Source organism: Bacillus marinisedimentorum, from assembly GCF_001644195.2.
In the GTDB taxonomy this organism is placed as follows: Bacteria; Bacillota; Bacilli; order Bacillales; family Bacillaceae_O; genus Bacillus_BL; species Bacillus_BL marinisedimentorum.
This window is the reverse complement of record NZ_LWBL02000002.1, coordinates 1-24,578: the sequence shown is the minus strand read 5'-3', so window position 1 is coordinate 24,578 and position 24,578 is coordinate 1. Positions and strand designations below refer to the sequence as shown.

At 44.9% G+C, this 24,578-nt stretch carries 31 protein-coding genes and 2 pseudogenes; 4 read left to right on the top strand and 29 right to left on the bottom strand.

The window, feature by feature from the left end; all coding sequences use genetic code 11:
* Positions 1-160: 160 nt before the first annotated feature.
* A complete protein-coding gene (locus tag A4U59_RS00200; RefSeq protein WP_066172245.1) occupies positions 161-1,825 on the bottom strand; it encodes a glycoside hydrolase family 13 protein in 1,665 nt (554 codons plus the stop codon).
* A gap of 306 nt (positions 1,826-2,131) precedes the next feature.
* Complete coding sequence (gene treP / locus A4U59_RS00195; RefSeq protein ID WP_066172242.1) at positions 2,132-3,595, bottom strand: PTS system trehalose-specific EIIBC component; 1,464 nt, start codon at positions 3,593-3,595, stop codon at positions 2,132-2,134.
* 674 nt (positions 3,596-4,269) lie between these two features.
* Between treP and A4U59_RS00190 the strand changes: the two genes are divergently transcribed.
* Positions 4,270-5,544 (top strand): YjiH family protein, encoded by a 1,275-nt coding sequence (locus A4U59_RS00190; RefSeq protein WP_083270558.1) that lies wholly within the window; start codon positions 4,270-4,272, stop codon positions 5,542-5,544.
* 17 nt (positions 5,545-5,561) lie between these two features.
* On the opposite strand, the gene A4U59_RS21170 is transcribed toward A4U59_RS00190, so the two are convergent.
* The 14 genes and pseudogenes from A4U59_RS21170 to A4U59_RS00140 all read right to left on the bottom strand — a co-directional run bounded on the left by A4U59_RS21170 (position 5,562) and on the right by A4U59_RS00140 (position 13,927).
* Positions 5,562-5,714, bottom strand: a complete 153-nt coding sequence (locus tag A4U59_RS21170) for a hypothetical protein (RefSeq protein WP_157888098.1) — start codon at positions 5,712-5,714, stop codon at positions 5,562-5,564.
* 85 nt (positions 5,715-5,799) lie between these two features.
* Positions 5,800-6,018 (bottom strand): hypothetical protein, encoded by a 219-nt coding sequence (locus A4U59_RS00185; protein ID WP_066172234.1) that lies wholly within the window; start codon positions 6,016-6,018, stop codon positions 5,800-5,802.
* A 139-nt stretch (positions 6,019-6,157) separates the two neighbouring features.
* Positions 6,158-6,676, bottom strand: coding sequence for a hypothetical protein (locus tag A4U59_RS00180; protein ID WP_066172233.1), 519 nt, complete (start codon positions 6,674-6,676; stop codon positions 6,158-6,160).
* Between the two features lie 3 nt (positions 6,677-6,679).
* Complete coding sequence (locus tag A4U59_RS20680; RefSeq protein WP_083270557.1) at positions 6,680-6,841, bottom strand: ATP-binding protein; 162 nt, start codon at positions 6,839-6,841, stop codon at positions 6,680-6,682.
* A gap of 160 nt (positions 6,842-7,001) precedes the next feature.
* Positions 7,002-7,145 (bottom strand): hypothetical protein, encoded by a 144-nt coding sequence (locus tag A4U59_RS21940; protein ID WP_211274883.1) that lies wholly within the window; start codon positions 7,143-7,145, stop codon positions 7,002-7,004.
* Between the two features lie 339 nt (positions 7,146-7,484).
* The gene (locus A4U59_RS00175) at positions 7,485-8,237 is read right to left on the bottom strand and encodes a hypothetical protein (RefSeq protein ID WP_066172230.1); all 753 of its coding nucleotides are present in this window, start codon (positions 8,235-8,237) and stop codon (positions 7,485-7,487) included.
* Between the two features lie 144 nt (positions 8,238-8,381).
* On the bottom strand, positions 8,382-8,882 hold the full coding sequence (locus A4U59_RS00170; RefSeq protein WP_066172227.1) for a mismatch-specific DNA-glycosylase: 501 nt from the start codon (positions 8,880-8,882) through the stop codon (positions 8,382-8,384).
* A gap of 463 nt (positions 8,883-9,345) precedes the next feature.
* A pseudogene (locus A4U59_RS22115) lies at positions 9,346-9,735 on the bottom strand (CAP domain-containing protein); the annotation flags it as partial.
* 334 nt (positions 9,736-10,069) lie between these two features.
* The gene (gene dcd / locus A4U59_RS00160; RefSeq protein ID WP_066172222.1) at positions 10,070-10,606 is read right to left on the bottom strand and encodes a dCTP deaminase; all 537 of its coding nucleotides are present in this window, start codon (positions 10,604-10,606) and stop codon (positions 10,070-10,072) included.
* A 208-nt stretch (positions 10,607-10,814) separates the two neighbouring features.
* Positions 10,815-11,405: a VrrA/YqfQ family protein gene (vrrA, locus tag A4U59_RS00155; RefSeq protein WP_157888097.1), complete on the bottom strand. Its 591-nt coding sequence runs from the start codon at positions 11,403-11,405 to the stop codon at positions 10,815-10,817.
* A 296-nt stretch (positions 11,406-11,701) separates the two neighbouring features.
* A complete protein-coding gene (rpiA, locus tag A4U59_RS00150) occupies positions 11,702-12,370 on the bottom strand; it encodes a ribose-5-phosphate isomerase RpiA (RefSeq protein ID WP_066172217.1) in 669 nt (222 codons plus the stop codon).
* 53 nt (positions 12,371-12,423) lie between these two features.
* Positions 12,424-12,597, bottom strand: coding sequence for a hypothetical protein (locus A4U59_RS21165; protein ID WP_157888096.1), 174 nt, complete (start codon positions 12,595-12,597; stop codon positions 12,424-12,426).
* A 75-nt stretch (positions 12,598-12,672) separates the two neighbouring features.
* The gene (locus A4U59_RS00145; protein ID WP_066172214.1) at positions 12,673-13,083 is read right to left on the bottom strand and encodes a secondary thiamine-phosphate synthase enzyme YjbQ; all 411 of its coding nucleotides are present in this window, start codon (positions 13,081-13,083) and stop codon (positions 12,673-12,675) included.
* A gap of 19 nt (positions 13,084-13,102) precedes the next feature.
* Positions 13,103-13,927, bottom strand: a complete 825-nt coding sequence (locus A4U59_RS00140) for an SDR family NAD(P)-dependent oxidoreductase (protein ID WP_245680451.1) — start codon at positions 13,925-13,927, stop codon at positions 13,103-13,105.
* 154 nt (positions 13,928-14,081) lie between these two features.
* Here A4U59_RS00140 and A4U59_RS22285 point away from each other — a divergent pair, with 154 nt between their 5' ends.
* The gene (locus A4U59_RS22285; RefSeq protein WP_281183248.1) at positions 14,082-14,204 is read left to right on the top strand and encodes a hypothetical protein; all 123 of its coding nucleotides are present in this window, start codon (positions 14,082-14,084) and stop codon (positions 14,202-14,204) included.
* A gap of 67 nt (positions 14,205-14,271) precedes the next feature.
* Here the strand turns inward: A4U59_RS22285 and A4U59_RS21555 are convergent, their stop codons facing one another.
* The 7 genes and pseudogenes from A4U59_RS21555 to A4U59_RS00115 form a co-directional block, all read right to left on the bottom strand.
* On the bottom strand, positions 14,272-14,415 hold the full coding sequence (locus A4U59_RS21555) for a hypothetical protein (RefSeq protein ID WP_169823875.1): 144 nt from the start codon (positions 14,413-14,415) through the stop codon (positions 14,272-14,274).
* A gap of 106 nt (positions 14,416-14,521) precedes the next feature.
* A complete protein-coding gene (locus A4U59_RS21550) occupies positions 14,522-14,659 on the bottom strand; it encodes a hypothetical protein (RefSeq protein WP_169823876.1) in 138 nt (45 codons plus the stop codon).
* A 70-nt stretch (positions 14,660-14,729) separates the two neighbouring features.
* On the bottom strand, positions 14,730-15,602 hold the full coding sequence (locus A4U59_RS00135; protein WP_066172207.1) for a fructosamine kinase family protein: 873 nt from the start codon (positions 15,600-15,602) through the stop codon (positions 14,730-14,732).
* A gap of 379 nt (positions 15,603-15,981) precedes the next feature.
* Positions 15,982-16,200: a DUF7660 family protein gene (locus A4U59_RS00130; protein ID WP_066172204.1), complete on the bottom strand. Its 219-nt coding sequence runs from the start codon at positions 16,198-16,200 to the stop codon at positions 15,982-15,984.
* 56 nt (positions 16,201-16,256) lie between these two features.
* Complete coding sequence (gene comJ, locus A4U59_RS00125; protein WP_066172200.1) at positions 16,257-16,727, bottom strand: competence protein ComJ; 471 nt, start codon at positions 16,725-16,727, stop codon at positions 16,257-16,259.
* A 103-nt stretch (positions 16,728-16,830) separates the two neighbouring features.
* Positions 16,831-17,589 (bottom strand): annotated as a pseudogene (locus A4U59_RS00120) (IS1595 family transposase); the annotation flags it as partial.
* Between the two features lie 60 nt (positions 17,590-17,649).
* Positions 17,650-18,540 (bottom strand): M15 family metallopeptidase, encoded by an 891-nt coding sequence (locus A4U59_RS00115; protein ID WP_066172197.1) that lies wholly within the window; start codon positions 18,538-18,540, stop codon positions 17,650-17,652.
* Between the two features lie 208 nt (positions 18,541-18,748).
* On the opposite strand from A4U59_RS00115, the gene A4U59_RS22110 reads away from it, so the two are divergent.
* Positions 18,749-18,877, top strand: coding sequence for a YjcZ family sporulation protein (locus A4U59_RS22110; RefSeq protein ID WP_083270554.1), 129 nt, complete (start codon positions 18,749-18,751; stop codon positions 18,875-18,877).
* 42 nt (positions 18,878-18,919) lie between these two features.
* Here the strand turns inward: A4U59_RS22110 and A4U59_RS00110 are convergent, their stop codons facing one another.
* The 4 genes from A4U59_RS00110 to motA form a co-directional block, all read right to left on the bottom strand.
* Positions 18,920-19,489, bottom strand: a complete 570-nt coding sequence (locus tag A4U59_RS00110; RefSeq protein ID WP_211274882.1) for a histidine phosphatase family protein — start codon at positions 19,487-19,489, stop codon at positions 18,920-18,922.
* A gap of 236 nt (positions 19,490-19,725) precedes the next feature.
* Entirely contained in the window at positions 19,726-20,058 is a 333-nt protein-coding gene (locus A4U59_RS00105; protein WP_083270553.1) for a hypothetical protein, read from the bottom strand.
* Positions 20,059-20,533: 475 nt separating this feature from the next.
* On the bottom strand, positions 20,534-21,328 hold the full coding sequence (motB, locus tag A4U59_RS00095; RefSeq protein ID WP_066172186.1) for a flagellar motor protein MotB: 795 nt from the start codon (positions 21,326-21,328) through the stop codon (positions 20,534-20,536).
* Positions 21,321-22,121, bottom strand: coding sequence for a flagellar motor stator protein MotA (gene motA / locus A4U59_RS00090; protein WP_066172183.1), 801 nt, complete (start codon positions 22,119-22,121; stop codon positions 21,321-21,323). Before motA ends, motB begins: the two co-directional genes overlap by 8 nt.
* 308 nt (positions 22,122-22,429) lie before the next feature.
* Here motA and A4U59_RS00085 point away from each other — a divergent pair, with 308 nt between their 5' ends.
* Entirely contained in the window at positions 22,430-22,936 is a 507-nt protein-coding gene (locus tag A4U59_RS00085; RefSeq protein WP_066172180.1) for a ferritin, read from the top strand.
* A gap of 68 nt (positions 22,937-23,004) precedes the next feature.
* Here A4U59_RS00085 and A4U59_RS00080 read toward each other — a convergent pair whose 3' ends face one another.
* Positions 23,005-23,223, bottom strand: coding sequence for a YozE family protein (locus A4U59_RS00080; RefSeq protein ID WP_066172170.1), 219 nt, complete (start codon positions 23,221-23,223; stop codon positions 23,005-23,007).
* 428 nt (positions 23,224-23,651) lie between these two features.
* Positions 23,652-24,227: a YtxH domain-containing protein gene (locus A4U59_RS00070; protein ID WP_083270552.1), complete on the bottom strand. Its 576-nt coding sequence runs from the start codon at positions 24,225-24,227 to the stop codon at positions 23,652-23,654.
* Between the last annotated feature and the right edge of the window lie 351 nt (positions 24,228-24,578).

Below are 24,578 nucleotides of genomic sequence, written 5' to 3'. Positions count from 1 at the left end.
TGCTCAGCGGCGTACGCATAAGCGGGCGTACCCGCAGGAAGGGGGTTTTTCCTTCCGGAGGGGACCACCGCTTATGACGATAGCCAAGCTTGACTCTCATCCACCTGCTTCTTATCTATTACATAACCTAAAAGGGCGCTTTGGAGCGCCCTTTTCCTGGTTAAGCAAGATATATGCGGGCTTCATATGGCCTTAGCTTTATGGTTTGCTCTTGTTCCCGGCTGTCTTCATAGTTGGCGAGGAGGAGTTGAGCTCCACTGAAACCTTCCGGCAAGTTGAATGCCGGTGTCTCACTGGTAAAATTGCATATAACGAGAAGCTGCTGTTCATCATGTGTCCTTGTATACGCAAAAACCTGTTCGTCATCTTCAGCGAGCAAATCGAATGTCCCATCTATGATGACATCATGAGTTTTCCTGAGCTCGATCAGCTCACGATAGTAGTTGAATATGGAATCAGGATCCTCCACCTGGCTTTCCGCATTGATTTCATTAAAGTTTGGATTCACTTTAATCCATGGTGTACCTGTTGTGAACCCTGCATGTTCGCTGCTGTTCCACTGCATGGGGGTGCGGGCGTTATCGCGGCTGTTCTGATGAATCCGTTTCATTAGTTCATCATGGGCTATGCCTTCTTCACGTTTTTCCTTATACATATTGAGCGTCTCGATATCACGGTATTCCTCCAGAGAAGAAAAGGCGACATTCGTCATGCCGAGTTCTTCACCCTGATAAATATAAGGGGTCCCTTTCATCATATGGAGGACAGTGGCGAGCATCTTGGCTGATTCAACCCTGTAAGACTGGTCATTCCCAAACCGCGAAACGGAGCGCGGCTGGTCATGGTTGGAAAAATAAAGGCTGTTCCAGCCGTCTTCCTCGAGTTCATATTGCCACTTGGCCATTATTTTTTTCAATTTCAAAACATCAGGGGGAAGTACATCCCATTTGCCGTTCGGCCCTGAATCGACCCCCATGTGTTCGAACTGGAAAACCATATTCAGTTCATTGCGTTGTTCACCTGTATACAATTTTGCCATATCTGGTTTTACACCCGGCATCTCTCCGACTGTCATAATGTCATACTTGCTTAGCACTTCCCTGTTCATTTCCTGGAGGTAGTCATGGATCTTCGGACCGTTGCGGAAATAATTTTTTCCTGTTCCATAGCTTTGTCCCGGCATCACTTCTGCATCCGGCAGATCCGGGTGTTTTGAGATGAAATTGATGACATCCATTCGGAATCCGTCAATTCCTTTATCGAGCCACCATTTCATCATGTCGTAGATTTCACTGCGGACCTCCTCGTTTTCCCAGTTAAGATCCGGCTGCTTTTTCGAAAAAAGGTGAAGGTAATATTCATCCGTTTCCGGATCATGCTGCCATGCGGATCCACTGAAAGATGATTCCCAGTTATTCGGTTCTGCGCCGTTATTCCCCGGCCTCCAGATGTAATAGTCACGATAAGGGTTCTCTTTCGATTTTCGGGATTCCACGAACCAGGCATGTTCATCAGATGTATGATTCACCACCAGGTCCATTACCAGCTTAATATCCCTCTTATGAAGTTCTTCAAGCAATTGATCCCAGTCTTCCATCGTCCCGAAATTATCCATGACTTTCCGGTAATCACTGATGTCATACCCATTATCATCATTCGGCGATTCATAAACCGGCGACAGCCAGACGACATCTATTCCGAGTGTTTTCAAATAATCAACTTTGGAAATGATGCCTTGCAAATCACCGATTCCGTCCCCGTTTGAATCCATGAAGCTGCGCGGATAAATTTGATAAACTACGCTTTTTTTCCACCATTGCGACATATGTTTACACATCCTTTTTTAAAGGTTGGAGTATGAAAGCTCCTTTTAATTTCCCCTAAAGGCACTCGCTTTCTGTATTTCCACATGAATGCAAGTGACTCTGTTTGCCGCTAACCCTGCGCTGCATCTACACCTAACCGGTCCCACTGGATTCTTATACAATGGATTAAACTGAAGCGGCTCCTCGAATATCCAGCTGTAAAGTGATGCTGAGCATAGCAGAGACTAGCACACCGGACAAAACGTATAAGCCAATAGTATAGCAAAAAGGTAAATACGCTGCCGGAATCGGCAGCGTATCGATCATTAATTAACAGCTTCAGATGTCTTAACTGAAGATTTTTTCTTCGCACCTGCGCGTTCTGTCCCTTTAAATTTATGGAACACAATCGTTAAGGCAAACGGCACTGCGACTGCGATCCCCATGCCTATGAAAAACGGAACCCATGACTGCGGAACAATGGAAAGGAAGGCCGGAAGTCCGCCGACACCAATTGATGGTGCAATGACGTCACTTACTGTAATATACGCACCTGCAAGCGCCGCACCGGTCATCGCAGCAATGAACGGATATTTAAAGCGCAGGTTCACACCGAACATCGCCGGTTCTGTAATGCCGAGATATGCAGATATGGCAGATGTCATAGATAGACCTTTAAGCTTTTCATCTTTTGCAAGGACCATCATCGCTAATGCAGCAGATCCCTGGGCGATATTTGAAAGTGCCACGATCGGCCACAAGAATGTGCCGCCGATATTGGAAATCAGCTGAAGGTCAACTGCAAGGAAGGTATGGTGCATTCCGGTAATGACAAGCGGTGAATAAATCGCACCATACAGCAGTCCGCCCAATGCCGCAAATTGATCGAACAGGCCGACAAATGCGGATGTAATCGCATTACCAATTGCAAATGTGACAGGACCGATAACGATAAATGCTGCAAACCCGGTAACAAGCAATGTAACTGGTGCCACAATCAACAGTTGGAATGCATCAGGCACACGCTTTGTCAGAAACTTTTCAACTACAGCAAGAATATAAGAAGCAAACAGAACCGGCAAGACCTGACCTTGATAACCGACTTTCGCTACATCAAGGCCGAACAGATTCCAGTAAGGAATTTCTCCTGCTTCTTTCGCCTGCGCATAACCCCATGCGTTCAGCAAATCCGGGTGCACAAGCATAAGTCCAAGAACGATACCGAGAAGCGGGCTTCCGCCGAATCTCTTGACAGCAGACCATCCGATCAAACCTGGCAGGAAGACGAACGCGGTATTCGCAATCAAGTTAATGATATTGGCAAAATCAGCAAACTGGGTATGGACATCAATAAAAGCCTGATCTTCGTAAAAAATCCCTGAACCTGTAAGGATGTTGTTGATCCCCATCAGCAAACCGGCTGTAACGATTGCGGGCAAAATCGGAATGAAAATATCAGCCAGAATTTTAATGGCCCGCTGAAGCGGATTCATTTTGCTTGAAGCTTGATCTTTGATATCCTGCTTTGATGCTTCTCCAATTCCCGTCAATTCAACAAGGATTTTGTAAGCTTTATCGACAAGTCCTTGTCCGATAATGACCTGAAATTGTCCGTTTGTTTTAAATGACCCTTTTACAATATCAATGTTTTCGAGTTTTTCGGCATCCACCTTGTTATCATCCACTAGGACGAGCCGAAGCCGAGTCACACAGTGTGTCGCAGCAGAAATGTTTTCCTGGCCGCCGACCGCGTCAATAATCTGTTCGACAGATTCTTTTGTTACGCTCATTTCCATGACCTCCATCATTCTAGTTGTACTGACCTTTTTAACCGTTTTCATTTTCAAACGGCAAGACAAAACTTTGTATATACAAGTAATTAATGTAATCAAAACGTAATAAATTCTTGTCTAAACCGTTTTCATAAACTTGTCTATACAAGAACTTTTTACAACTCCTATTGTAAGTTGTACATACAGGTTCGTCAATAGTTTTTATCTCGGTTTTTCTTCTTTCACCTTTTATTCACTTTTTTACGAGGATATAAACGCAAAAACCCGTTTGCATGCCGCTTCCCTGTCTTCAATCCCCTATTCCTTCCATTGTTAAGGTCCTGTTGCACGGCACAAGAAAATATGACGGTACGTGTCCAGCATAAAGACCGTCCGTTATTCGAATTAATTTTTTGAATTATTTTTATATAAAATTCTTTGTTTACGGCAGGTTGGACGTATGATATATTTAGCTGGTGTTGATTAAATATACATTTTTTTGATTTTTTATTCATGTGTTTCATACATCTTGTTACACGGGTAAATAACAAGGTGCTGGTAAGATCAATTAATAAGAGGTGAATAAAGTGGTAGATACAGCAAAAGGATCGTCGTCAAGCTCCAGCAAAAAACTAACATTAAGAGGTTTATTAGCTTTCCTTCTTCCGTCACTTATCGGGATTTTCCTGTTTATGACGCCAATCAGCAAAGAGGATGAAATCACGATACCAGTCGCCATGCTGGCTGGATGGATCGGGTCTTTATTAGGAACATCCCTTCCTTATATCATGACATTCATAATGGGCCTGACGGTCATTGGCACATTACTTGCCAAAACAGCAAAACCTCATTTTATTATGGGAAGCCATTTTTTCAGAAGCCTGTTTAATGTCAACATCTTTTGGACGGTCGTCCGTATTCTCGGTTTGATTTTTGCCACCATGACCCTGTTCAAAATCGGCCCTGAGATCGTCTGGTCGGATGTAACTGGTGCATTACTTTTGATGGACTTAATTCCAATTTTATTTTCTGTATTTTTATTTGCCGGCTTATTCTTGCCTTTGTTATTGAATTTTGGCCTGCTGGAACTATTCGGTGCTCTTTTGACAAAAGCAATGCGGCCCATCTTCACCTTGCCGGGCAGATCGTCAATCGACTGCCTTGCTTCATGGATGGGGGACGGCACAATCGGTGTCCTGCTGACGAACAAACAGTATGCAGAAGGTTACTATACAAGACGTGAAGCAGCTGTAATCGGTACGACATTTTCCGTTGTTTCGATTACGTTCAGCATCGTTGTGATCGATTATATGGATCTTGCACATATGTTCCCGCAATATTATTTGACCATTGCGGTAGCCGGTTTTGTGGCTGCTGTTATTATGCCGCGGATCCCGCCGCTTTCCCGGAAAGATAATGGATATGAAGAAAAGAGCGGCAAAAAGATTGAGGAAGAGATACCGGCAGGTCATTCTGCCTGGAACTGGGGATTGCTGCAAGCGGCAAAAGTGGCACAAGACAACATGCAGATTAAAAAGCATGTCAAAGGCGGTGTCCAGAATGTCCTCGATATGTGGATGGGTGTCATTCCGGTTGTCATGGCGCTGGGCACAATTGCGGTCATTATTGCAGAATACACACCGGTTTTCCATTACCTGGGCATGCCTTTCATTCCGCTTCTAAATGTAATGGGCGTACCTGAAGCATCAGCTGCCGCTGAGACAATGCTCGTCGGATTTGCCGACATGTTCCTGCCGGCTGTGATCGGCAGCGGGATTGAGAGTGAATTTACGAGATTTGTCATTGCCAGCTTATCCGTAACACAGCTTATATACATGTCTGAAGTAGGCGGGCTGCTTCTCGGTTCGAAGCTTCCGGTCACATTTACAGACCTGATTATCATTTTCCTTGAACGGACTATTATTACGCTGCCGATCATCGTGTTAATGACGCATTTGTTCTTTTGATTACAAAAAAACTGGCCTCATCGGCCAGTTTTTTGTGTGTTATTATTCTGTTTGTGTTCCTGTTCATCACCGGCACGATCACCTTCATGTCGGAGTGCGATTTCGGCTGTTGCCGGATCCAGGTTATTCTTCATTGCCGCTTCTTCATTCAATTGCTCGCGTTTAGCCATATACATCCTCCTTCACTCTTATCATGGTTGGCAGGAGGAAAAATCATGCATAAAAAAACAGCACTGCATCAGTGCTGTTTTTGGATTACTCCATTTGGGATTCCATGTCATCCCGGCTGTCCAGCCACATTTTGAAATGGGTCAGCATTGCAAAGACGAGGAAGAAATTCATCGCCCATGCTGTAATGAAGCCGTTCATACTGCCGAATTCAATTGTGGCGTTTCCCTTGAGCTCCATGACGATAAACGACTCGATAACCAGTAAGACAAAACCGAGGATGCTTGCAGCGGCTGTGCGAATCATTATTTTCCTCCTTATCTTCTTTCCGAACTTTTTGTGAATTTACCTTACTTTATCACAAAATTGTCATTTTTGGAATAGTTTTGCTCACCTTTATCTTATTCAACTTATTTACCGTGTTAATAGAGCAGAATAGGTTGGTTTAGGCAAGCAAAATATGGATTGCTGCAAACAGCCCCGCCGAACCGAGAATGATCATATGAATCGTTCTGATAAGCTGTTGCTTCTTATTGCCATTAAGGATAAAGCCGAAAGCGGAGCCAGCGGCAATCAAGGCGATGGAAACCGCCCCCAGCCATTCGCGGGGACCCAGCTCCCCCTCGCTGATATACATCCCGGCTCCGTGAAGAACTGTAAGAATTAACGCTGCGAGTCCAATCATGATGTGGTATTTAAGCAATAGTTTAAGTCCGGTGCTGATCCATCTCTTTGCCGATGGAACTTTTTTCCGCAAGAACGGTGACGTTCTTTTTAATGGAAATAAAAGAGCGGCTCCGACCCCTGCTGCCGCTCCGGCAACTCCGAGCAGCTCCCCTGCTTCTTCAAGCCATTCTTCCTTATCATTTTCTTCACTCTCATGGTCGTCCCCATCTGCAAGGGCGTTCCATGCGGGTAAAAAAAGCATGAAAACCGCAAGTGCTGCCGCGGCAATTACTCTCATATCCTATTCCTCCTTTTTGGACTGGGGAAACGTGACAGTGAATGTGCTCCCCGATCCTTCTGTGCTGTCAACGATTATCCTACCCCCATGTGCGCTAACAATCCATTCAGCAATCGCCAATCCGATGCCTCTGCTTCTTGTGCCTCTGCCGCGTGCTTTTTCGATTCGGTAAAATCGATCCTACCGGAGGGGAGAAGCTGATCTGCATCCCAATACGATACCAGACCAGCACAGCCTGAGCACCCCGGGCATGGTAATTTGCACGTTCTTCCACCGTTTCAAGCAAGCTGACGGCCAAAACCGGGCTATATTCTCATATAAAGGATCACCCTAACCATTTATGCCCGGTATCCTGCCGGATTTGTCTCATTTTAAAAAAGACTATTACTGTTTCTTCGTATTTCACACCAGATGACTGTTCCTTCGCGCCATATCCCCGGCTTTTCACGCCATATGCGAACAACCGCATGAACTTTCGCGCGGAATTCAGTTTCTTTCACGTCACACAATCACTGTTTCACGCGTAATCTCCCATATTTCACGCCGTAGAATCCAACTTTCACGCCAGAGCAACTGTTTCGCGCCGTTCAGCCCGGCTTTCACGCCGGAACTCCTTTTTCATAGTTGGCGACAGACCCTGGGTCTCAGCCGGACATCTAGAAATGCGGAGAGCCCTTGATCAGCGCAATAGCCGCTGGCGCCTGGAGCTGCATGACTCACTCCTGGCTTTTTATCCGCAACGCAAAAAAATATAATTTCGTTAACAAAAAAAGACACCTGTATCAAGGTGTCTCACGGTGGGGTCTCATTACCCCATTTCTTGTTTGACAGCAGGGTCTTCTTCGCTTTCTGCCTTTTTCTTTAATTCTTTATAACCTGTCCGTGTCAGTTTAAATTCATGATCGACATAACCATCTCGCTCCAACAGTGTAATCTCTGTATCACTGAGGTTATTCTTCGATTCCTGGAGCTTTAAATTCAATTCTTGCAGCGATGCATTCGAAATATCATCATCATCCAGGCACTCAATGAGTAAATGAAGTGTATCCGACGATGATGTTTTCAGCCATTTCGTCGTCCCGCTTATAGCCTGCTGTACTTTTTCTTTCCACTTTTGCGTTTCCAGCTGAAGCTTGCTGATTTCCTGATCTTTTTCGGAGATCTGATCCCTGTATTCTTCTTTCTCACTTTCAGACATATTGGCCCGTGTAAACAGTCCTTCAAGCATTTGGGTGCGGCCGAGCTCGGCTTCTTTCATCGCTTTCCGTACCGCTTCAGCTTCCTCCGGGTTTTCGTGAACGATCAGATCATTTGTTTCCCCATCGGCGTCTTCAGTTTCTTCCTCCGCCTGTTCCGTTTCCCCTTCCAGCATCTTCTGGAGCGCTGAAAGTTTTCTGCTTATAAATGTTATACCAATAATGAGTACAGCTACGGTTGTGAAACGGAAGACGGCGGGAAATAAAGCTGATGCCAGCAAAGCAATTGCGGTTACAATCCATAATAAAAGCTTAATAAGATCTTTATTCGTCTTATCTTCAAAAATCGCTTTTTTAATTGACATGTATCCTTCCCCTTTCCGCTTCTATAACTATTCGAACATCAGATTCATTTTTCTGCCTATCAAGGATCCGGTCACTAGAAAATACCCTGTTTCATCACTTTTTAGTCATCCGAATGATCGATTCCTGATAGCAGCAGAATAATTTCAGATCAGTTCCTTGACACCTTTATATATGCCCGCCATCTCTTCAAAATTCATCCTGACAAGGCCGCTGGAAGACGGTGCCACGTATTCGCAAGTCTCTTCGACAACGGGGGAATCCTGTATTCCCCAGTCCACATTGTTCCGCTTGCTGTATTGCTGGTAGACACCTTTTCCTACGAAACAGACCACTTTGGGCATATATTGCTTGATTTTTTTTTGCAGGATTTTCCGCCCTTCCGCATATTCCTCTCTTGTTATGTCGGCAGCAGCCTTTGTCGGACGCGCAACAATATTCGTGAACCCATACCCGAGCTTTAAAAGATCCTGATCTTCTTCAGGACGATACTGGCGAGGTGTCAACCCGGCATGATGCAAAAGCTTATAGAAACGGTTTGTGGGATTAGCATAATGGTGACCGGTTTCACCTGACTTCACACTGGGATTGAATCCGACAAAAATCACATCCAGGCCGTAATCGAGGTGATCAGCGATAGGTTCCATCTGCTCACTCCTTTTCTTTAAAAAACGATCCAATGATTTTAAACGGATAAAAAACCTGAAGGACTCCGTCTTTTTCTCCATCATAGAAGGAAAGGAACAATTTTATCAACTATAATACTCAGCAGTCACGCATAAGTTTTGCCCCATCTATTTCAAGAGCTCTGATCACTTTCAATACATATTCCTCTGGCTATTTGCATGGAAAGCTGGGTTGCGTTCCTATATTTGGCCTTTCACCTGATTTTGGCCACAGAGCCGAAGAATCTCCCCGGACGCCCCGCGGCAAAGAAGACACCTCCCTGTCATTCCACTAAAAATAACAGTCCAAATCAAACGCGAAATGGACTGTTATTCTTAATGCAATTAAGACGGTTTGATGTGTGTTTTCTTGTGGATTTCTTTTGGACCTCCGGGTGATTAGTTAGTTGATTTTTATACGAATTAACGTTTTTCTTTTCCGGCTTTATTTCCGGATGAAATGCTGGGTCCAATAATAGCGGTATTCGCCGCCTTCAACATATCCGATCGCGATGTGTGTGTACTGGTTGTTCAAGATATTTTCGCGATGGCCTTTGCTGTTCATCCAGTCATCGACAACCTGAGCAGGTGACTTTTGGCCGGCTGCGATGTTTTCTCCTGCTGCCGTATACTGGATTCCGAATTCGGACATCATCGTAAATGGCGACCCGTATGTCGGAGAGGTATGATCAAAATAGTTGTTGTCCCTCATATCTTTGGACTTCTCCCTTGCGACAGCGGTCAATTCCTCGGAAATTTCCAGCGGTTCCAGGCCCCGCTCCGCCCTTTCTTTATTGGTCAACTCCACTACTTTCTTCTCAAACTCTTTTACCGAGCTTTCAGTTTGCTTATCGTTCGTATTTTCTTCCGACTGGCTGGCACCGCCTATTGAGGTTGTGCCTTCACTGTTAAACTCATCGAGCAGTCCGGTAATGGACTGTTCATACTGACTCCAAAAAAGGCGGATTTGTTCAAATAAAGTATTGTCACCGGCAGCATCGGATTGCTGTGCATTAAGGGTAGACGGCATGCCGCCCAAAACCAGCAAAAATGCCAGGAAAAGCACCAGTAATTTCTTCATGGTAAGCCTCCTCAAGATGTTAAAACACATATATTCATTCGTAGATTTTTACCACCTGCTGCTTTCCTTTAAACCCTATTCATCGTGCTTATTGCGCGTCAACGTCCTGGTGGACCCTGCTTTGGACAGCATTCACCTGACCCTGGTACTTCCCTCTGTAGGGGTTTTCACACTCCTGGTCCATTTCGGCAAAAACCAGCTGGCATACCCTTCTATCAGCTGTCAATTTGATCGGCACTCTATTGGCGTTAAAGAGTTCAAGAGTGATCTGGCCTTCAAATCCCGGATCAACCCAGCCGGCATTTTGGATGAAAAGGCCCATCCTGCCAATCGAGCTGCGCCCCTCCACAAAAGCTGTAAGATTATTTGGAAGCTTAATGTATTCTTTTGTTGTCGCCAGCAAAAAGGATTGCGGCGGTATGACGATTTCTTTCGTTTCCATTTCCACATACTTTGCTTCTTCATTCAACGACATGACCGTAACGGCATTTTCATCGATTTTCATAAAGTGTCCCCCGAGCCTCAGATCAACTGATGCTGGCTGGATTTGTCCATCTGTTATCGGGTCGATGGACAGCTCTCCTGTTTTCAGCATTTCTTTTATTCGGATATCAGATAATACCACCATGAAACCTCCCTGTCTTTTTCCTTTATCATACCGTATCCACTTGATATTTAACGAATAAACAGTTTTTTGGAGGTTGCCTTTAAAAGGAGTTTGCCGCAATTCCCGAATCTTGCTATTGTCAAGTCAATTCAATTTCTCAAGGTCTTCGAAAAAGCCGCATATAAGGAGTCTATGCCAATAGAAAAAGCGGCAGTTGCCGCTTTTTTTAAATGTATAGCTTTGGAATAGAAGCTCTTTCTTTAACCGGTTCTTTCTGTTTTACACTTTTCTTCTCTTTCTGGATTGGTATCTTTTGATGGTCGCTTTCATTTGATATATCGTCGTCTTCATCACTCTCCAGAAAGTCAAATGATTCCTCATCCGTTGCCTCACTGCTGTCAAGTTCTTCATCATCACTTGTTCCTTCGGATGAATTAAAGGTTTTCATCATTTGCCATAACGCTGGAAGGTTTTTGACCATTGGCCCATATTGCTGGACGAGCGGCATTGCGGTTTGAGCCATATTCAGTGCATTTTGGACATTATTCAGCATCGACATCATGCCGCTCCCCTGAGTGGCTGATGCGCCATTCACAAGATTGGAAAGCATTCCTCCTCCGCCAGCTGCCTGCTGCCCGCTATTCAGCATGTTCGCGAATTGACCGGCCTGCTGCGGATTAACTCCCCCAAAGATTCCAGGATTCCCCGGGTAGCCAGCTGCCGTTCCCTGTCCTCCCTGATTTAAACCTCCGATCAGCTTCGATAATAATCCGCCCCGCGGAACGTTCCCACCCTGAACGGGAAATCTCCCAGGCACTCCGAAGCCTCCCGGCCTTCCTGGGAATTGCCCCATATTGGTTTGGTAGCCCATGGGAGCACGGGGAACCCCTCCTCCCGGCATGCCTTGAAAAGGTGCTCTAAATGGTGGCATGTGTATTAACTCCTTTGCAAACGTAATCCACTATACTTTCACAATATGTATGATTGCCCTAATTTGTTTCTGTCAGTTGGGATTTGGGCTAATTGTTTATTTTTTAGCATTAATTTATTAATACAAACATACGGTAAGTGAAATTTTTATAACTTGCAAAAGAAGGGGATCCCCCTCCTCATTCACCTGTATTCGATCACTTCTGTGCCGCCGTCTTTACCTGCAATCACTTTATTCACCATGCCGTTGAACAGGCCGTTCTCCACGACTCCAGCAAGTCCGTTCAGCCATTGATCCAATTCGGCTGGATTCTCGATTGTGCCCATTTGAAGATCCAAAATGTAATTGCCGCTGTCAGTCTTATACACTTCACCATCTTGTTGGCGCAAATCGCTTTTTATGCCCCGGGCTGACAGCTTTTTCTGGATTTGCTTATAACCGAATGGGATGACTTCTACTGGAAGCGGGAAGGCCCCCAGCTTTTCAACAAGCTTATTGACACCGACTACCCAGATGATTGAGTCGGATGCTGCCGCAACCATTTTTTCGAACAGGAGAGCTCCGCCGCCGCCTTTTATTCCGTTGCCCTCTTTGTCGACTTCATCGGCGCCATCGATGGTTAAATCGATTCGATCTGCTTCATTAAGGGTGGTCATTGGAATACCTAGTTCACTGGCCAGCTTTGTCGTCGACGAGGATGTCGACACCCCCTTGATCTTCAAACCGTTTTTTACCCGTTCACCCAGCTTCATAATCGTGTAGTAAACCGTAGAACCGGTTCCCAATCCGACGATCATACCTTCCTGAACGTACTCAGCCGCTTTTTCGCCGGCAAGTTGTTTTTCATTCATTCTGCTCGCCCCTTTTATGCAGGCTCTGTTAAACGACGTGGTTGATTTTCACTTCAGGCACCCGCTTTCAACACGGTACATGTTGAACATCCGTTCTTGCTTCCTTTCGGCGCATTCACTTTGACTTCTTTGCCGCAGGGCGTCCGGGAGCCTCCTCGCCTTTCACGCCTGCGGGGACTTCCCTGGTCCGCTCCTTCCGTTCCAATCAATACCATTACGAATCTCATTTTTTAACACAGCCTGTATGTAGTGTTTCCAATCCAAAGTATACATAACTTTCAGGAGGCGCGCCATCTTCTATATCATGAATGGATGTCAGGGCTTAATTTCAGGAACCATGTTCGGTTTCTTGGTCCGTCGAATTCACAAAAATAGACCCCCTGCCAGGTCCCGAGCAATAGTTCGCCTCCCTCGATGACGATTGTTGCAGAAGCGCCAAACGTGCTCGCTTTTAAATGTGAAGCGGAATTCCCCTCCATATGACGGTACTTTTCATGTGTCCATGGATATATTTCATCAAGCCTCATAAGCATATCGTGAACAACATCCGGGTCAGCGTTCTCATTGATGGTAATTCCTGCTGTTGTATGAGGGCAATACACGGTGACAATACCATTTTTCACTCCGTTTTCCTGCACTTCCTGTCGTACAATATCCGTAATTTCAATGAATTGGTCCCGTTTTTGTGTGTGCAATGATTGTTTTATAAGCATACATCCCATCCTTTCCAGATCATAATACGCTTCCGCCTGAGACCTTCACCGTCTCGCCGACAATGTTTCCGGCACTGTCAGATAACAGGAAAGCTATCGTTTCTGCCACCTCTTCCGGTTCGGTGATCCTGCCGCTTGGCTGTCCTGCTTCAATTTCGGCCAGCAGTTTTTCATACGGTTTGTTTTGCCTTTTTGCTCTCCTTTGAATGGCCGCGGCCGCCATATCGGTTTTCACATAGCCGGGAGCGACAGCATTTACCCTGATGCCGTTCCGGGCCGCTTCCACCGCAAGGGAATGGGTGAAGCCCGTCATCGCGAACTTGGATGCAGAATATGCACTGTTTCCGTAAGTGCCCCGCAAACCGGAAAGGGATGTCACGTTTACAATCGAACCCTCCTTCCTTTTCATCATTTGCCGATAAACAGCCTGTGTGAAAAGGACAGTGGAGACGTAATTGACCTCAAGGATGTGGCGGAGGTCTTCTTCAGACAATTTGTCGACAGTTTCCCCTCCAGATACACCTGCATTATTGACCAGGCCAAATACCGGGCCTATTCTTTCAGACGCCTGCCGCAGTATTTGCTCACGGTCATGCGTTTTCGTCAAATCCCCTGATACAGCTATTATTTGTTGTCCTTCATGTTTACGGTGAAGTTCAGCTGCCAGTATATCGAGTTTCTTTTCATTCCGTCCAGTCAAAGTCAAGTCCGCCCCTGCCCCGGCAAGAATTTTTGCCGCCGCTGAACCTATCCCTCCGGTGGCACCTGTCACCAAGATATGATTTCCTTTAAATGCTTCAGATGAAAATAGAGACAATGGCCGCTCCTCCTTTTTTGTTCCCATTATAATAGTATTGATTCTATCTCGTCTTCCTTTTCCCGCTTTTCCTGAATAAAACACCGCTTTAAAACAAACATAAAGGAAGCCAGCGTACGAATAACCCGGCTCAACCTTATACAACCTAATAGGCAAAACAATTCAAAAGGAGGGCTTTGTAATGACTGAAGATAAAAAAATGAGCAAAAAGCTGCAGCAGGCAGTCCAGCATGCCAACGAGACAAATCCGTCACGCCGGACACGCAGCCATCCCAACACTTCATCAAAAGAGAAAAGATCATGAACAACAGCATTTAACCGTTAGCAGGGAAACATCAAAAGGCAGGCGCCGCTTGTGCCTGCCCTGTTCTTCATGATGGATCTGCCTCATCATACGAAAGCTTAGTGACCTTCGTATATTCTCCCTTACGTTTCTCCTTTTTTGTCGCTTCCTCGTTCAGTTCGTTTTCATCATCCATGCCAGGGGCATATTTTTCTTCTTTGTCATCAGCCATCATGAACACTCCTTTCATCTTGTCACTGCAGTTTATTTTTTTCCTACCCGTATAAACTAAACAAAAACGGTAAAAAAACGGCCGCTTGGCCGTTTTTTATCTTTCCTTATTTTGATTTTGGATGCTTTTTCCGCCTATCAGGGTTCTTTTCCTTTCCATGAGCAATTTCCTTGGCGATTTCAGCATCGGGCGGCAAATGATTATTTTTCTTTTCCTGAAGCCGGTTCCGTTCTTTTTTTCCCATTACACTCCACCTCCACATGACGTCTCTTCAGTTAGTGTGTGTAAGGGACCCTCAGTTATTCATTAACTGTTTAACTTATATCCGCATACCGATTGAGGATACGATCAACAGCTGAACCGTATGACTCACCAAACAGATTGAGATGAACCAGCAGATAAAAAAGCTGATAGATAGGTTTCCGTTCGGTATAGCCGTAATCGAGCGGATAGGTTTCATCATATTCCCGATAAAAGGCATCACTGAATCCGCCAAACAATTCACTGAATGCGATGTCCATTTCCCTGTGCCCGTAAAATACGGCAGGATCAATCACGTACGGCTCCCCGCCCGGTCCTGCGATCCAATTTCCTCCCCATAGATCTCCGTGCAGCAAAGAACCCGCTGGCTGGCGGGGAACCCATCCATCAAGCCTGTCCAGCAGACGTTCCATTTTCTTTCTCCGTTTCAGCGGCAACTTTCCGTTTTTTTCAGCAATCTGCATCTGGTGTCCGATCCGCTGTTGCCGGTAATAATCGCACCAGTCCAGCCATCTCCCGTTAGGCTGATGTAAAAGGCCGATATAATTATCCTTGTCCAGCCCGTACCAGGGCATGATCGTTTTATGAAGGCCTGCCAGCCGGCGGCCAAGGCTGCTGTCATCTGAACCTCCCGGACTCCCTTCAATCCATTCCATGATCAGATAAGAGGTCCCATTTCCAATCGCTCCGAAACCGATCGGTTCCGGGGCGTTAATGGCATCCGCTTGACGGATGAGTTTAAGGCCTGTGCTTTCCTTTTCAAAAAAGTCACGGTCCACTCCATCATTCATTTTAATGAAATACGGACCATCGGCTGTCACGATATAAAAAGCCTTGTTGATATCCCCGCCGCTAACAGGTTCGAACGTAATCACTTCTGTCGAAAGCCCCTGAGCTGCAAGGATTTCGTTTATCAATTCAGACATAGTACCCCTCCAGTTCGCCTTAATTTGGTGTATTAATAAATGCCGGGTCTTAAGAGGGCAAGGTGCCCGCTTATAAACGTATGCATCAAAGTAAGCTCCAAAAATCAGCACAGCCTGTTTCCCCTGGCATTCAATTTCGCATGACCTCCTCCGAGTTAAACAAGCCAGTGGCCAAAAACCGGCTGTTTTCTCATTTGCAGTGTCACAGAGACCCCCTTTTGGGATGGAGACCTAGTGGATTTGTTTCATTTTATAAAAAGGCTCTGTTAAAGTTCAATGTTGATATTGCTTATAAAAATGGAACTTCCTAATTTGCGGAAGTTCCATTTTGTAATATTTGCTTGTTAAACGAAACGCACCCGTTAACGCAATAAGAAAGTTATTCATAAAACTTCCCTGCCATTAAAATTTCAGCAAGGGTACTCCAGTTTGGATTACTTGGTAAAGAATTTGTATCCTCTACCCAACTTTTAATTGCTTCCAAGTAATCTTCAAGGGATAGGTTTTCCCACTCCGTTTGATTAGTCACCAAATCATTCTTTAAATTATCAATAAAGGAAATCAGTTCTTCTTTACTTTTAATACTCTCAATCTCCATTTAATATTACTAACCACCTTTCTCTATTGAAGAAAAGCCACCACTTATTGAACTTTTTATATTGCTGGTTCAGCGTTCATCACCAACACTGATGGTGGATTAAGTTCTTCATCCACTTTGATAATGTTCACCGTAGGATTAGTATTTTTTATGAATGAAAATGAATAATGACCTAATCCATTTTCTAATCGTTTAACGGCAAAGAGTAACTCATACATTTCCTCTTCTATATCAATCGCTATTGTTTCCATGATAGAGCCAACTTCAATTCCTTTCTTACTTATATAAAAAGGTACAGCTATTGCCCTAATAGCATCGGTATCCACTTCTTTTTTATCAGTAACTCTCACGGTAATTTTGCATTCTTCATCATTAGAAAGAGTTCCAAAAGATACAGAACCTTCTCTCCATGCAAAACCTTGGTTAACATGAGTGTCGTTCCAGTCATTAAAGGGGTTTTCTAAACCATACTGAAATACTGCTAATTGCGAATAGAGAATATCACTTTCAAAAGTCATCTCGTTCATTTAATTCAATCCTTTTAATAAATAACAAAAAAATTATACCCAGTATTTTACCAAACAGTCCTTCTTCCACATAATGCACCGTTAGTTGAACAAGCAGTAAAGTTTATATCGTGAATTTAGATAACCTAAGTGTATCATATGTTTCCATATTTTGTATTAAATTCCCTTTAACCATCAAGTCATTCATAGTAATAGGATTCCTTTGATGTTAAATGGATTCTAACACCTGAAACCAAGCAAGGTAATTATTCAAGTATTTAGTTGCAACTCCATTAAAACGTTGTATCCATCCTTTAAGCCTTCGGTGATAATTGTTAACGTTCTGGATATGGTATAGTCCCTTTGTGCGAACCTTACCACCAGACTTGAATTGATAAATATCCATTCCTTTTTCAGCGGCATATGTTTTAAAGGCACGCCAAGAATCGGTGTGTAAAACATTTTCATTCGAAAATTTATGTCCGATAGCTTTGTCTAACTGCTCTTTTGTTAATCGCCCCATTCCCAATGTCTGCGAAAAAGTCATCTTTTCACGGTCTCTTGCGACTAAGACGCAAACTTGTTCGTTGCTTATGCCTCATTTCTTAGCGGAACCGCCACGTTTGCGGGGTTTTCTGTCTTTTATCTTTCTTTGTCCTTTTTCTGAGTATAGGAAATAGGTCTCGTCCATTTCAACGATACCTTCAAAATTAGATATTTCCATTTGTTTTAATGATGATAAGAGTTTGTGCATCCAATAGAACAATGTAACGTGAGTAACATTACCAACTAATTCAGCAGATTTACGCAGAGAATATCCCTCTATCATACATTCGATGAATTTTATCCATTGATTGAGATGGCGTGTTCGATATAGAGCAGTCGGTGCCCGGGCCTGGACGCTACTTGCTTGCCAATTGAAATAAACCGCGGAATCCGCGGTTTATTGTTTTTGCACCAGTCCCATATATTCCTCAAGTGTCATGTCCTGTTCATTGATTTCAGCTGCAGCGTCTTTGCCTACATACCGAAGATGCCATGGTTCGTACTGATAACCTGTTATCTCTTCTTTTCCTTCCGGATACCTGACAATGAACCCGAATCGGTGTGCATGCTTGGCTACCCATTTCCCGCCCGCGGTATCACCGAATTCTCTGTCCAGTCTGTACCCGAAAGATGCGCTGCTCACATCCATCGTCAAACCTGTCTGGTGTTCACTTTCGCCTGGATATGCGACAACTTCATTCGCAGCTTCCTCTCCTACCTCGGCTGCCTTTCGTACAAAGAGCTCTTTCTGGCGTTCATATGTGCGGTACCCTGAGATTGCCATCAAATGGACCCCATCACGTGAAGCTTCCTGGAACATTTCCTCAAGTGCGGCAGCTGCTTCCTTCCGCATATACTTTTTTGGTATATCCCCTTCAAATGGGAACGGTACATCCGGGATGACGAGCTCTCCCGGGGTATAATCCTCCGGCAAGCCCTGTGATTTGTTGACGACGCTCAGGATGTTGCCCGGATTCATAATAATTGCCCTCCCGTTAACTTCCTTAACGACATTTTTATGTTTATCCGGCAGACTGGTTCCGCCATCCGTTGTCCCCTCATCGGATCCGTCCGTTTGGCCGGCATTTTCGCCGCCCTCAGAAAAACGTTCTTTATCATCATCCGGTTCATTGCCGGAATTCTGTGCGGTCTGGTCTTCTTCCTGCAGGATTTCTTTAATTTGTCCGGCTGTCGAATCCCGCTTCTCTGAAACGTTATCCCCGGCACAGCCGGAGAGCAGGAGCAAGGCTGAAATTCCGATGCCGGCTATATTTTTAATGGATTTCATGATGATCTCTCCTTCGTCTGTCTTTAATGATTTTAACAAATGATTTGTTTAACAGATAGTACCAAAATATAAAAATGTGACTTTCATGGTAACAGTTGTTTTCATCGTGACTTGTCAATATTTCGTTAAAATTGGACATCTGCCTTATTCACCGGCAGATGCAGTTGCATACCTTAGTATTGACCATCTTTTAAGGGGGTGGAATTTAGTGGGTTACTACGGCTGTGGATACCGCGGCGGATATGGCGGAGGTTACGGATACGGAAAAGGCTTTGCGCTGATTGTTGTTCTGTTCATTCTGCTCATCATTGTCGGCGCATCAGGATTCTCCTATTAATCAAAAAAACAGGCGGCAAGCCCATCAGCTTGCCGCCTGTTTTTATGTCCGCATTGTTGTGTCGCTGAGATGATCAGCGATATTCCATTCACCAAGCACCCAGCGGCCATCATTGAATGAAAGATGGCTGACACAGGCATTGTGCAGTTTAACCTCCGGGTGAACTTCTTCTTTGAACAGATGGGAGAGGAGCACTCTGATCGCCACACCGTGTGATACGACGATAACACGCTTACCCGCGAAATTTTTTTTCACTTCCGCAAGCCCCGCCTCAAGCCGCACCATCATATCCTCAAGCCGTTCCATGCCGGGAGCCGTTTCAGCTTTGTACAGTTCCTCCACGTCAGCAAACAGCTCACCAGAAATGCTTCCGAAATCCCTTTCCTGAAAATGGCTTACCACACCGTAATCAACGATGTTCAATCTTGTTCTTATGATTTCTGCTGTTTCCCTTGCGCGTGACAGCGGACTTGCCAGCACCGCATCCCATTTTCCTTCGCTCAGCAATTGTGCGGTGCGCAGTGCCTGTTCCCGCCCTGTTTCGTTCAGGGGGATGTCTTCCTGGCCCTGCAGCCGGCGTTCTTTATTCCAATCGGTTTCCCCGTGTCTCACAAAACAAATACTCGTCATCCTGCTCCCTCACTTACGTTTGATTTCTTATTCCAGATCTGTCCACATCTTGAATACTGCACAGCCGATCAGCAGATAAAGAAAACTTGCAGATTGGCGAGCCTTTAGGCGAAGACAGAGGCGTAGTTGCCCGTATCTATATTTTTAAAATTAGCCGCTGCGTCGAAATACTCCCACTTTCCTATATGGCAATAAAAAACCGCTGAATAACAGCGGCGTTAAAATACCATCGGGACGTAACCGTCTTTGATGGCTTCAGAAACCATTGAACCGACATACTCGACGTCATAGCCCAGACCTTCAAGCTGTTCGGTCACTCCGCTCTTCTCAGATAAGAAGCGGCAGGCCGTCGGCTTGTTATATTCGGCCAGCTTTGCCACTTTTTCCTGTACTTCTTCATCTTCTGTGACGAGTTTTTCAAACGGTCCGAAAAAAAACACCTGGACATCGTCCAGCCAGTTGTTTTTGAGCGCATTCGCTGCGTATAGAATCCCTGTAAGTGCTTTTTCTTTTTCTCCTGTCGAAATGATGACCATTACTTTGTTTGCCATCTCCATCCCCCTTACTCATATTCACCTTCTACTTCCATAGTCTAGATAACTCCATTGCACAAAGCAAGCAGAATGCCGGCCGCCTTAAGGAAAGCAGTTCAACTATGATCAAGAAAACCTAAGATAACAGGACAAATAAGATCCGAATTCGAAATGAAACAGACACCGCAAGCAACACCTGACTATGGCTCAGGCTCGTTTTTTTATTTGGGTTATTCTACCAGAGCAACCTTTAACGGAATAAATCGGGTTAACAGGCTGTTCGAAAAATTGCACTTTATGCTGGGAGTTGATTAGATGTCCCGCTTTTTTCTTATTTACAAAGCCGGTTTGGATAAAAACCAGCATTCCAGCGCTGGCCTTTGACAGAATAAGGACAACCTGCAAGGGAGAGGCATTACATTGAAATAAAAAAAACGAGTATGAAATCTCTGCGATTTCATACTCGTTTTCGAATGCGGACTGTCTTGCTTGATCAGCTGCCGGCATTTTCAGTCAGAAGGTTTGGGAGGATAAGCACTTCTACACGCCTGTTATTTTGCCGGCCTTCAGCATTATCATTTCCAGATACAGGCTTGTGTTCGCCAAATCCCTTTGCACTGAATTTCTGGGGATCTAATTGGTCATTTTCGAGCAGAATTTTCATGAAGTTGACAGCTCGCATAACACTTAAATGCCAGTTTGATTCAAAGCGGGCATTATGGATAGGAACATTATCAGTGTGGCCGCTAATGACAATATTGCGCGGCGGATTTGTCACCAGGAGATGAGACATGTCTGATGCAAGCTGCTGCGCTTCCGGCTTAACAGCGGCACTGCCGGAGTCAAACAGGGCGACATCCTGGATTGTTATCAGCAATCCTTCATCCGAGAGCTCTGTTTTAAAATTCACTTCAAGGTTGTTTCTGCCGATATATTTATCCATCTTTTTCTGAAGCGCCATCAATGCTTCCATTTCCCTTTCAGCCTGCTTTTCCGCAAGTTCTTCATCCGTAATCTCATTTTCTTTTTCCTCATCAAGCGCAAGCGGCACAGAGCCGTCATTTTCGTTGTCCAACTGGGCGGGAGCCTGTTCGTCAAGTATACCGGTAGAACCATTAAAAGCACTGTCGAACGCCTGGACGATACGCTGATACTTGTCGGCGTCGATCGAACTTGAAGCAAAAAGAACAATGAAAAGGGCGAGCAGAAGCGTTAGTAAGTCCGCATATGGAATGAGCCAGGATTCATCCATATGATCGCTGTGATGCTTTTTCTTTTTTCTAGGCATTCTCCAATTCTCCCGCAAATTCCTGCTGGTCAAGCTGCTCCCTCTGCCCGGCAGGCAGATAGGAGGCTAGTTTGTCGCGGATCACCATGCTGGACTGCCCTTCCTGGATGGAAAGGACTCCTTCTATGATAATCCGCTTCAAAAAGATTTCCTGGCGGGATTTCTGCTTCAGCTTATTCGCAAATGGATGCCATAGGACATACCCCGAAAAAATACCAAAAAGAGTTGCGATAAAAGCAGCTGCAATTGCCTTGCCGAGCGCGCCTGTATCTTCCATGTGGCCGAGAGCCGCAATTAAGCCGACAACTGCACCGAGAACACCTAGTGTCGGTGCATATGTGCCTGCCTGTGTAAAAATGGAAGCACCGGCAAGATGCCGTTCTTCCATCGCATCAAGCTCTTCATTTAGAACATCCCGGATGAAATCCGGCGACTGACCATCTATCGCGAGCCTCATTCCGTTTTGTAAAAACGGATCATCAATATCATCAAGCTTCGTTTCAAGTGCGAGCAGTCCTTCTGCGCGTGCTGTATTCGCCCAGCCGGAAAACGTGTCAATGAGTTCTGAAGCAGGCGGCAGTTCCTGTTCTTTAAAGATAATTTTGATTAGGGCCGGAACCTTTTTCAGTTCACTTGCCGGGAAAGCAATCATAACGGCCGCGGCAGTCCCGGCAAATATGATCAGGAATGCTGCCGGATTGAAAAGTGCTGTCACTTCAACACCTTTCAATACCATGCCGACTCCAACAGCCAGCACCCCGAGAATGACACCGATTATCGTCGTTTTGTCCATTAGAATCTCTCCTGCCAGTTACTTAAAATATAGCAGGGGGTCGGCAACGGTTTTGAATTAGCCGCACCCCTGTTATTGTTTATATCGGACAGGGTCGTGCTTCTGTTAAGCACCTTTTTTAATGAGCACTGAAATCCGCTTAAATCGGGCACATTTTACCAGGGTGAAAGGATGTAGAGACAGGACAATTTCATGTTTGGTGAATATCCAGAGAAAGGATGAAGGAACAGCCGACGCTGTGATTGTAAGTAGGATAAACTATGTTACAATAAATTGTGGCAAAAATTATGATGAAAAGGGTGGTATCCATGTTAAGCGACAAACTGCTTGATGCTCTAAATGAACAAATGAACTACGAATTCCATTCCGCCAACCTTTATATGGCAATGGCCGCTTACTTGAAAGCAGAAAATCTCGACGGTTTCGCAAACTTCTTCCTCGTTCAGGCTGAAGAAGAGCGTTTCCATGCTATGAAATTCTTCAACTTCATCAACGATCTCGGTAAAAAAGCTGTCATTACCGGACATGGAGATCCGAATAACGAGTTCTCTTCTGTGCTCGAGGTATTTGAAGCAGGCTATGCCCATGAACAGGAAGTGACAAAACGAATCTATGACCTTTCAGATATGGGATGGGACGAACGGGAACATGCGACAATCAATTTTCTAAAGTGGTTCATTGACGAACAAGTTGAAGAAGAAGCGACGTTCGATACGATCATCCAGAAGCTGAAGCGCATTGAAGGGGACAGCAATGCTTTCTATATGCTTGATGAGGAACTCGGCAAGCGCTCCTTCAGCCCTGTCAATCAGTAATATATAAAATCCGCTGCTTCTTTCCGGCAGCGGAATGTTATTTTTAAGTTTACATAATAATGATATGGTCATCTGTTGTTCTCATAGTCACTCCATGCTTCATCAAACACCGATACCGCTTCCAGTGAATATTGTTTTATTTCAATATATGAACTGACTTCATTGTAGTCCTCCGACTGTTTTGGAAAGGCTGGGTCCCGGTACATCTCTTCGGCCAGTTCGCTGTATGGATTGCGCTTAAGGGCACCGCGGAATTTCATGAAGTAATGATAAAATGATTTTTTCAATTTTTTCAACTCCCACTTCGTTAACTGTCACGCTGTTCCATCATTTTAGCAGAGCCGGCATTCATCTTCCAATAAAGACTGTTTTGGCAACCATTGTTGCTTTTCAAACAGTATAGTTGATTTCCGTTGCAAGCACTCGCTTTCCGTACTGCGCCGAATTTAATGTGGCATGATCAAGGTTCCTTTTTCTTATTAAGGATTCCTCACCATTCCTGCCCCGGGACTCTAGTGCCTGCTGCTTCGCCGCAGTCCCGCAAACCCTCAATTCGCCGATTGGCGAACCTTCAGGCAAAGCCAGAGGCAGCTGCTTCCTTATCTCTTAAAATTGGCCGCTGAGTTTAAACACTTCCTTGCTGACAATATATACTTTTCTGTACGAAAAAAAGAAGCAGCAAGTTGTCCTGCTGCTTCCCATGCTTCTTTCAATTTTAATAGCTGGAGCTTCCGTTCAGACTTGAACTGCTGCCAGAGCTGCTTTCGTTTTTATGCTCGGTTTTCAATTCTTCACCGGCTTCCTTCACCTTGGATTTGATATCCTGCAGGTCACCTTGCGCTTCTTTCGCTGTGTCCATCACTTCATTGGACATCTCCTGGGCATTCTTTTTCATGTCTTTCGCTTCTTTCACTTCATTTGTAAAGACACTGTTAAATTTATCATAAATTTCCTGGGCATCATTCATTGCCTCTTTCAATACGTTCGTCGCATCTTTGACACGGCCCATCATGTCATTGGCAAAGCCCTTAGGGTCATCCTTGACATCTGAGTAAAAGGAAGAGGTGTTATCTTTTACGTTTGAGCTTTTACTTGTCATTTTTCTTCTTGTATCTTTGTCAATCAGGGTAACCAGGCCGCCTATGGCTGCTCCGAGCAGGACACCCTTGAGGAATTTGCTGTTGCCCTGATCCTTATTATACCCGCTATAATCAAGTTCCCCGTTTCCAGGGGTAACTGAGCCAAGCTGCGGCTGATCCATCTCAGTATACGTCTCATTAAATCTTTCCATGTCATATCTCCTCCTTGAAATCGATGGTATACATTAATTTTTCCTGCTAGTAGAGGTATTCCCGACGATAAAAAACGATAAACCTATAAAGAAATGCGGAGAGCAGCGGGCAGCGGCATAGGGATTCACAAAGTAAGACGGTTCTTTCCTATCATAGTGAGGCAATGATTAAGCCCTGGTGTTCGCAGCTGCGCCATTCGGTTGGCAACTGCCAGCGCCGTAAGCCTGTGCCGGGCAGCACAAGGAGTTCGCCCCTTAGGCCGTTATGTATCTGAAGGAAATCCCGGCTAGTATCGGAACAAACGCGTTTAGCGTACGGCTGGCCAATTTGGATTCTTTTGATGAACAAAA

Coding starts and splice junctions, on each gene's coding strand:
- motA (WP_066172183.1), bottom strand. CDS start 22,121: ATGGACAAAACGACGATAATCGGTGTCATTCTCGGGGTGCTGGCTGTT.
- A4U59_RS00170 (WP_066172227.1), bottom strand. CDS start 8,882: ATGGAACCTATCGCTGATCACCTCGATTACGGCCTGGATGTGATTTTT.
- A4U59_RS00140 (WP_245680451.1), bottom strand. CDS start 13,927: ATGGGAACAAAAAAGGAGGAGCGGCCATTGTCTCTATTTTCATCTGAA.
- A4U59_RS21165 (WP_157888096.1), bottom strand. CDS start 12,597: ATGAGATTCGTAATGGTATTGATTGGAACGGAAGGAGCGGACCAGGGA.
- A4U59_RS21555 (WP_169823875.1), bottom strand. CDS start 14,415: ATGGCTGATGACAAAGAAGAAAAATATGCCCCTGGCATGGATGATGAA.
- A4U59_RS00115 (WP_066172197.1), bottom strand. CDS start 18,540: ATGAAATCCATTAAAAATATAGCCGGCATCGGAATTTCAGCCTTGCTC.
- motB (WP_066172186.1), bottom strand. CDS start 21,328: ATGCCTAGAAAAAAGAAAAAGCATCACAGCGATCATATGGATGAATCC.
- A4U59_RS21170 (WP_157888098.1), bottom strand. CDS start 5,714: ATGGCTAAACGCGAGCAATTGAATGAAGAAGCGGCAATGAAGAATAAC.
- A4U59_RS00200 (WP_066172245.1), bottom strand. CDS start 1,825: ATGTCGCAATGGTGGAAAAAAAGCGTAGTTTATCAAATTTATCCGCGC.
- rpiA (WP_066172217.1), bottom strand. CDS start 12,370: ATGAATGAAAAACAACTTGCCGGCGAAAAAGCGGCTGAGTACGTTCAG.
- A4U59_RS00135 (WP_066172207.1), bottom strand. CDS start 15,602: ATGTCTGAATTGATAAACGAAATCCTTGCAGCTCAGGGGCTTTCGACA.
- A4U59_RS00070 (WP_083270552.1), bottom strand. CDS start 24,227: ATGGAAAGATTTAATGAGACGTATACTGAGATGGATCAGCCGCAGCTT.
- treP (WP_066172242.1), bottom strand. CDS start 3,595: ATGAGCGTAACAAAAGAATCTGTCGAACAGATTATTGACGCGGTCGGC.
- A4U59_RS21550 (WP_169823876.1), bottom strand. CDS start 14,659: ATGGGAAAAAAAGAACGGAACCGGCTTCAGGAAAAGAAAAATAATCAT.
- A4U59_RS00175 (WP_066172230.1), bottom strand. CDS start 8,237: ATGTCAATTAAAAAAGCGATTTTTGAAGATAAGACGAATAAAGATCTT.
- A4U59_RS00145 (WP_066172214.1), bottom strand. CDS start 13,083: ATGCTTATAAAACAATCATTGCACACACAAAAACGGGACCAATTCATT.
- A4U59_RS00105 (WP_083270553.1), bottom strand. CDS start 20,058: ATGGCAAACAAAGTAATGGTCATCATTTCGACAGGAGAAAAAGAAAAA.
- A4U59_RS00130 (WP_066172204.1), bottom strand. CDS start 16,200: ATGGAGATTGAGAGTATTAAAAGTAAAGAAGAACTGATTTCCTTTATT.
- A4U59_RS22285 (WP_281183248.1), top strand. CDS start 14,082: ATGACTGAAGATAAAAAAATGAGCAAAAAGCTGCAGCAGGCAGTCCAG.
- A4U59_RS00180 (WP_066172233.1), bottom strand. CDS start 6,676: ATGAGAGTAATTGCCGCGGCAGCACTTGCGGTTTTCATGCTTTTTTTA.
- comJ (WP_066172200.1), bottom strand. CDS start 16,727: ATGAACGAGATGACTTTTGAAAGTGATATTCTCTATTCGCAATTAGCA.
- A4U59_RS00085 (WP_066172180.1), top strand. CDS start 22,430: ATGTTAAGCGACAAACTGCTTGATGCTCTAAATGAACAAATGAACTAC.
- A4U59_RS00185 (WP_066172234.1), bottom strand. CDS start 6,018: ATGATTCGCACAGCCGCTGCAAGCATCCTCGGTTTTGTCTTACTGGTT.
- A4U59_RS21940 (WP_211274883.1), bottom strand. CDS start 7,145: ATGCGGTTGTTCGCATATGGCGTGAAAAGCCGGGGATATGGCGCGAAG.
- A4U59_RS00190 (WP_083270558.1), top strand. CDS start 4,270: ATGACGCCAATCAGCAAAGAGGATGAAATCACGATACCAGTCGCCATG.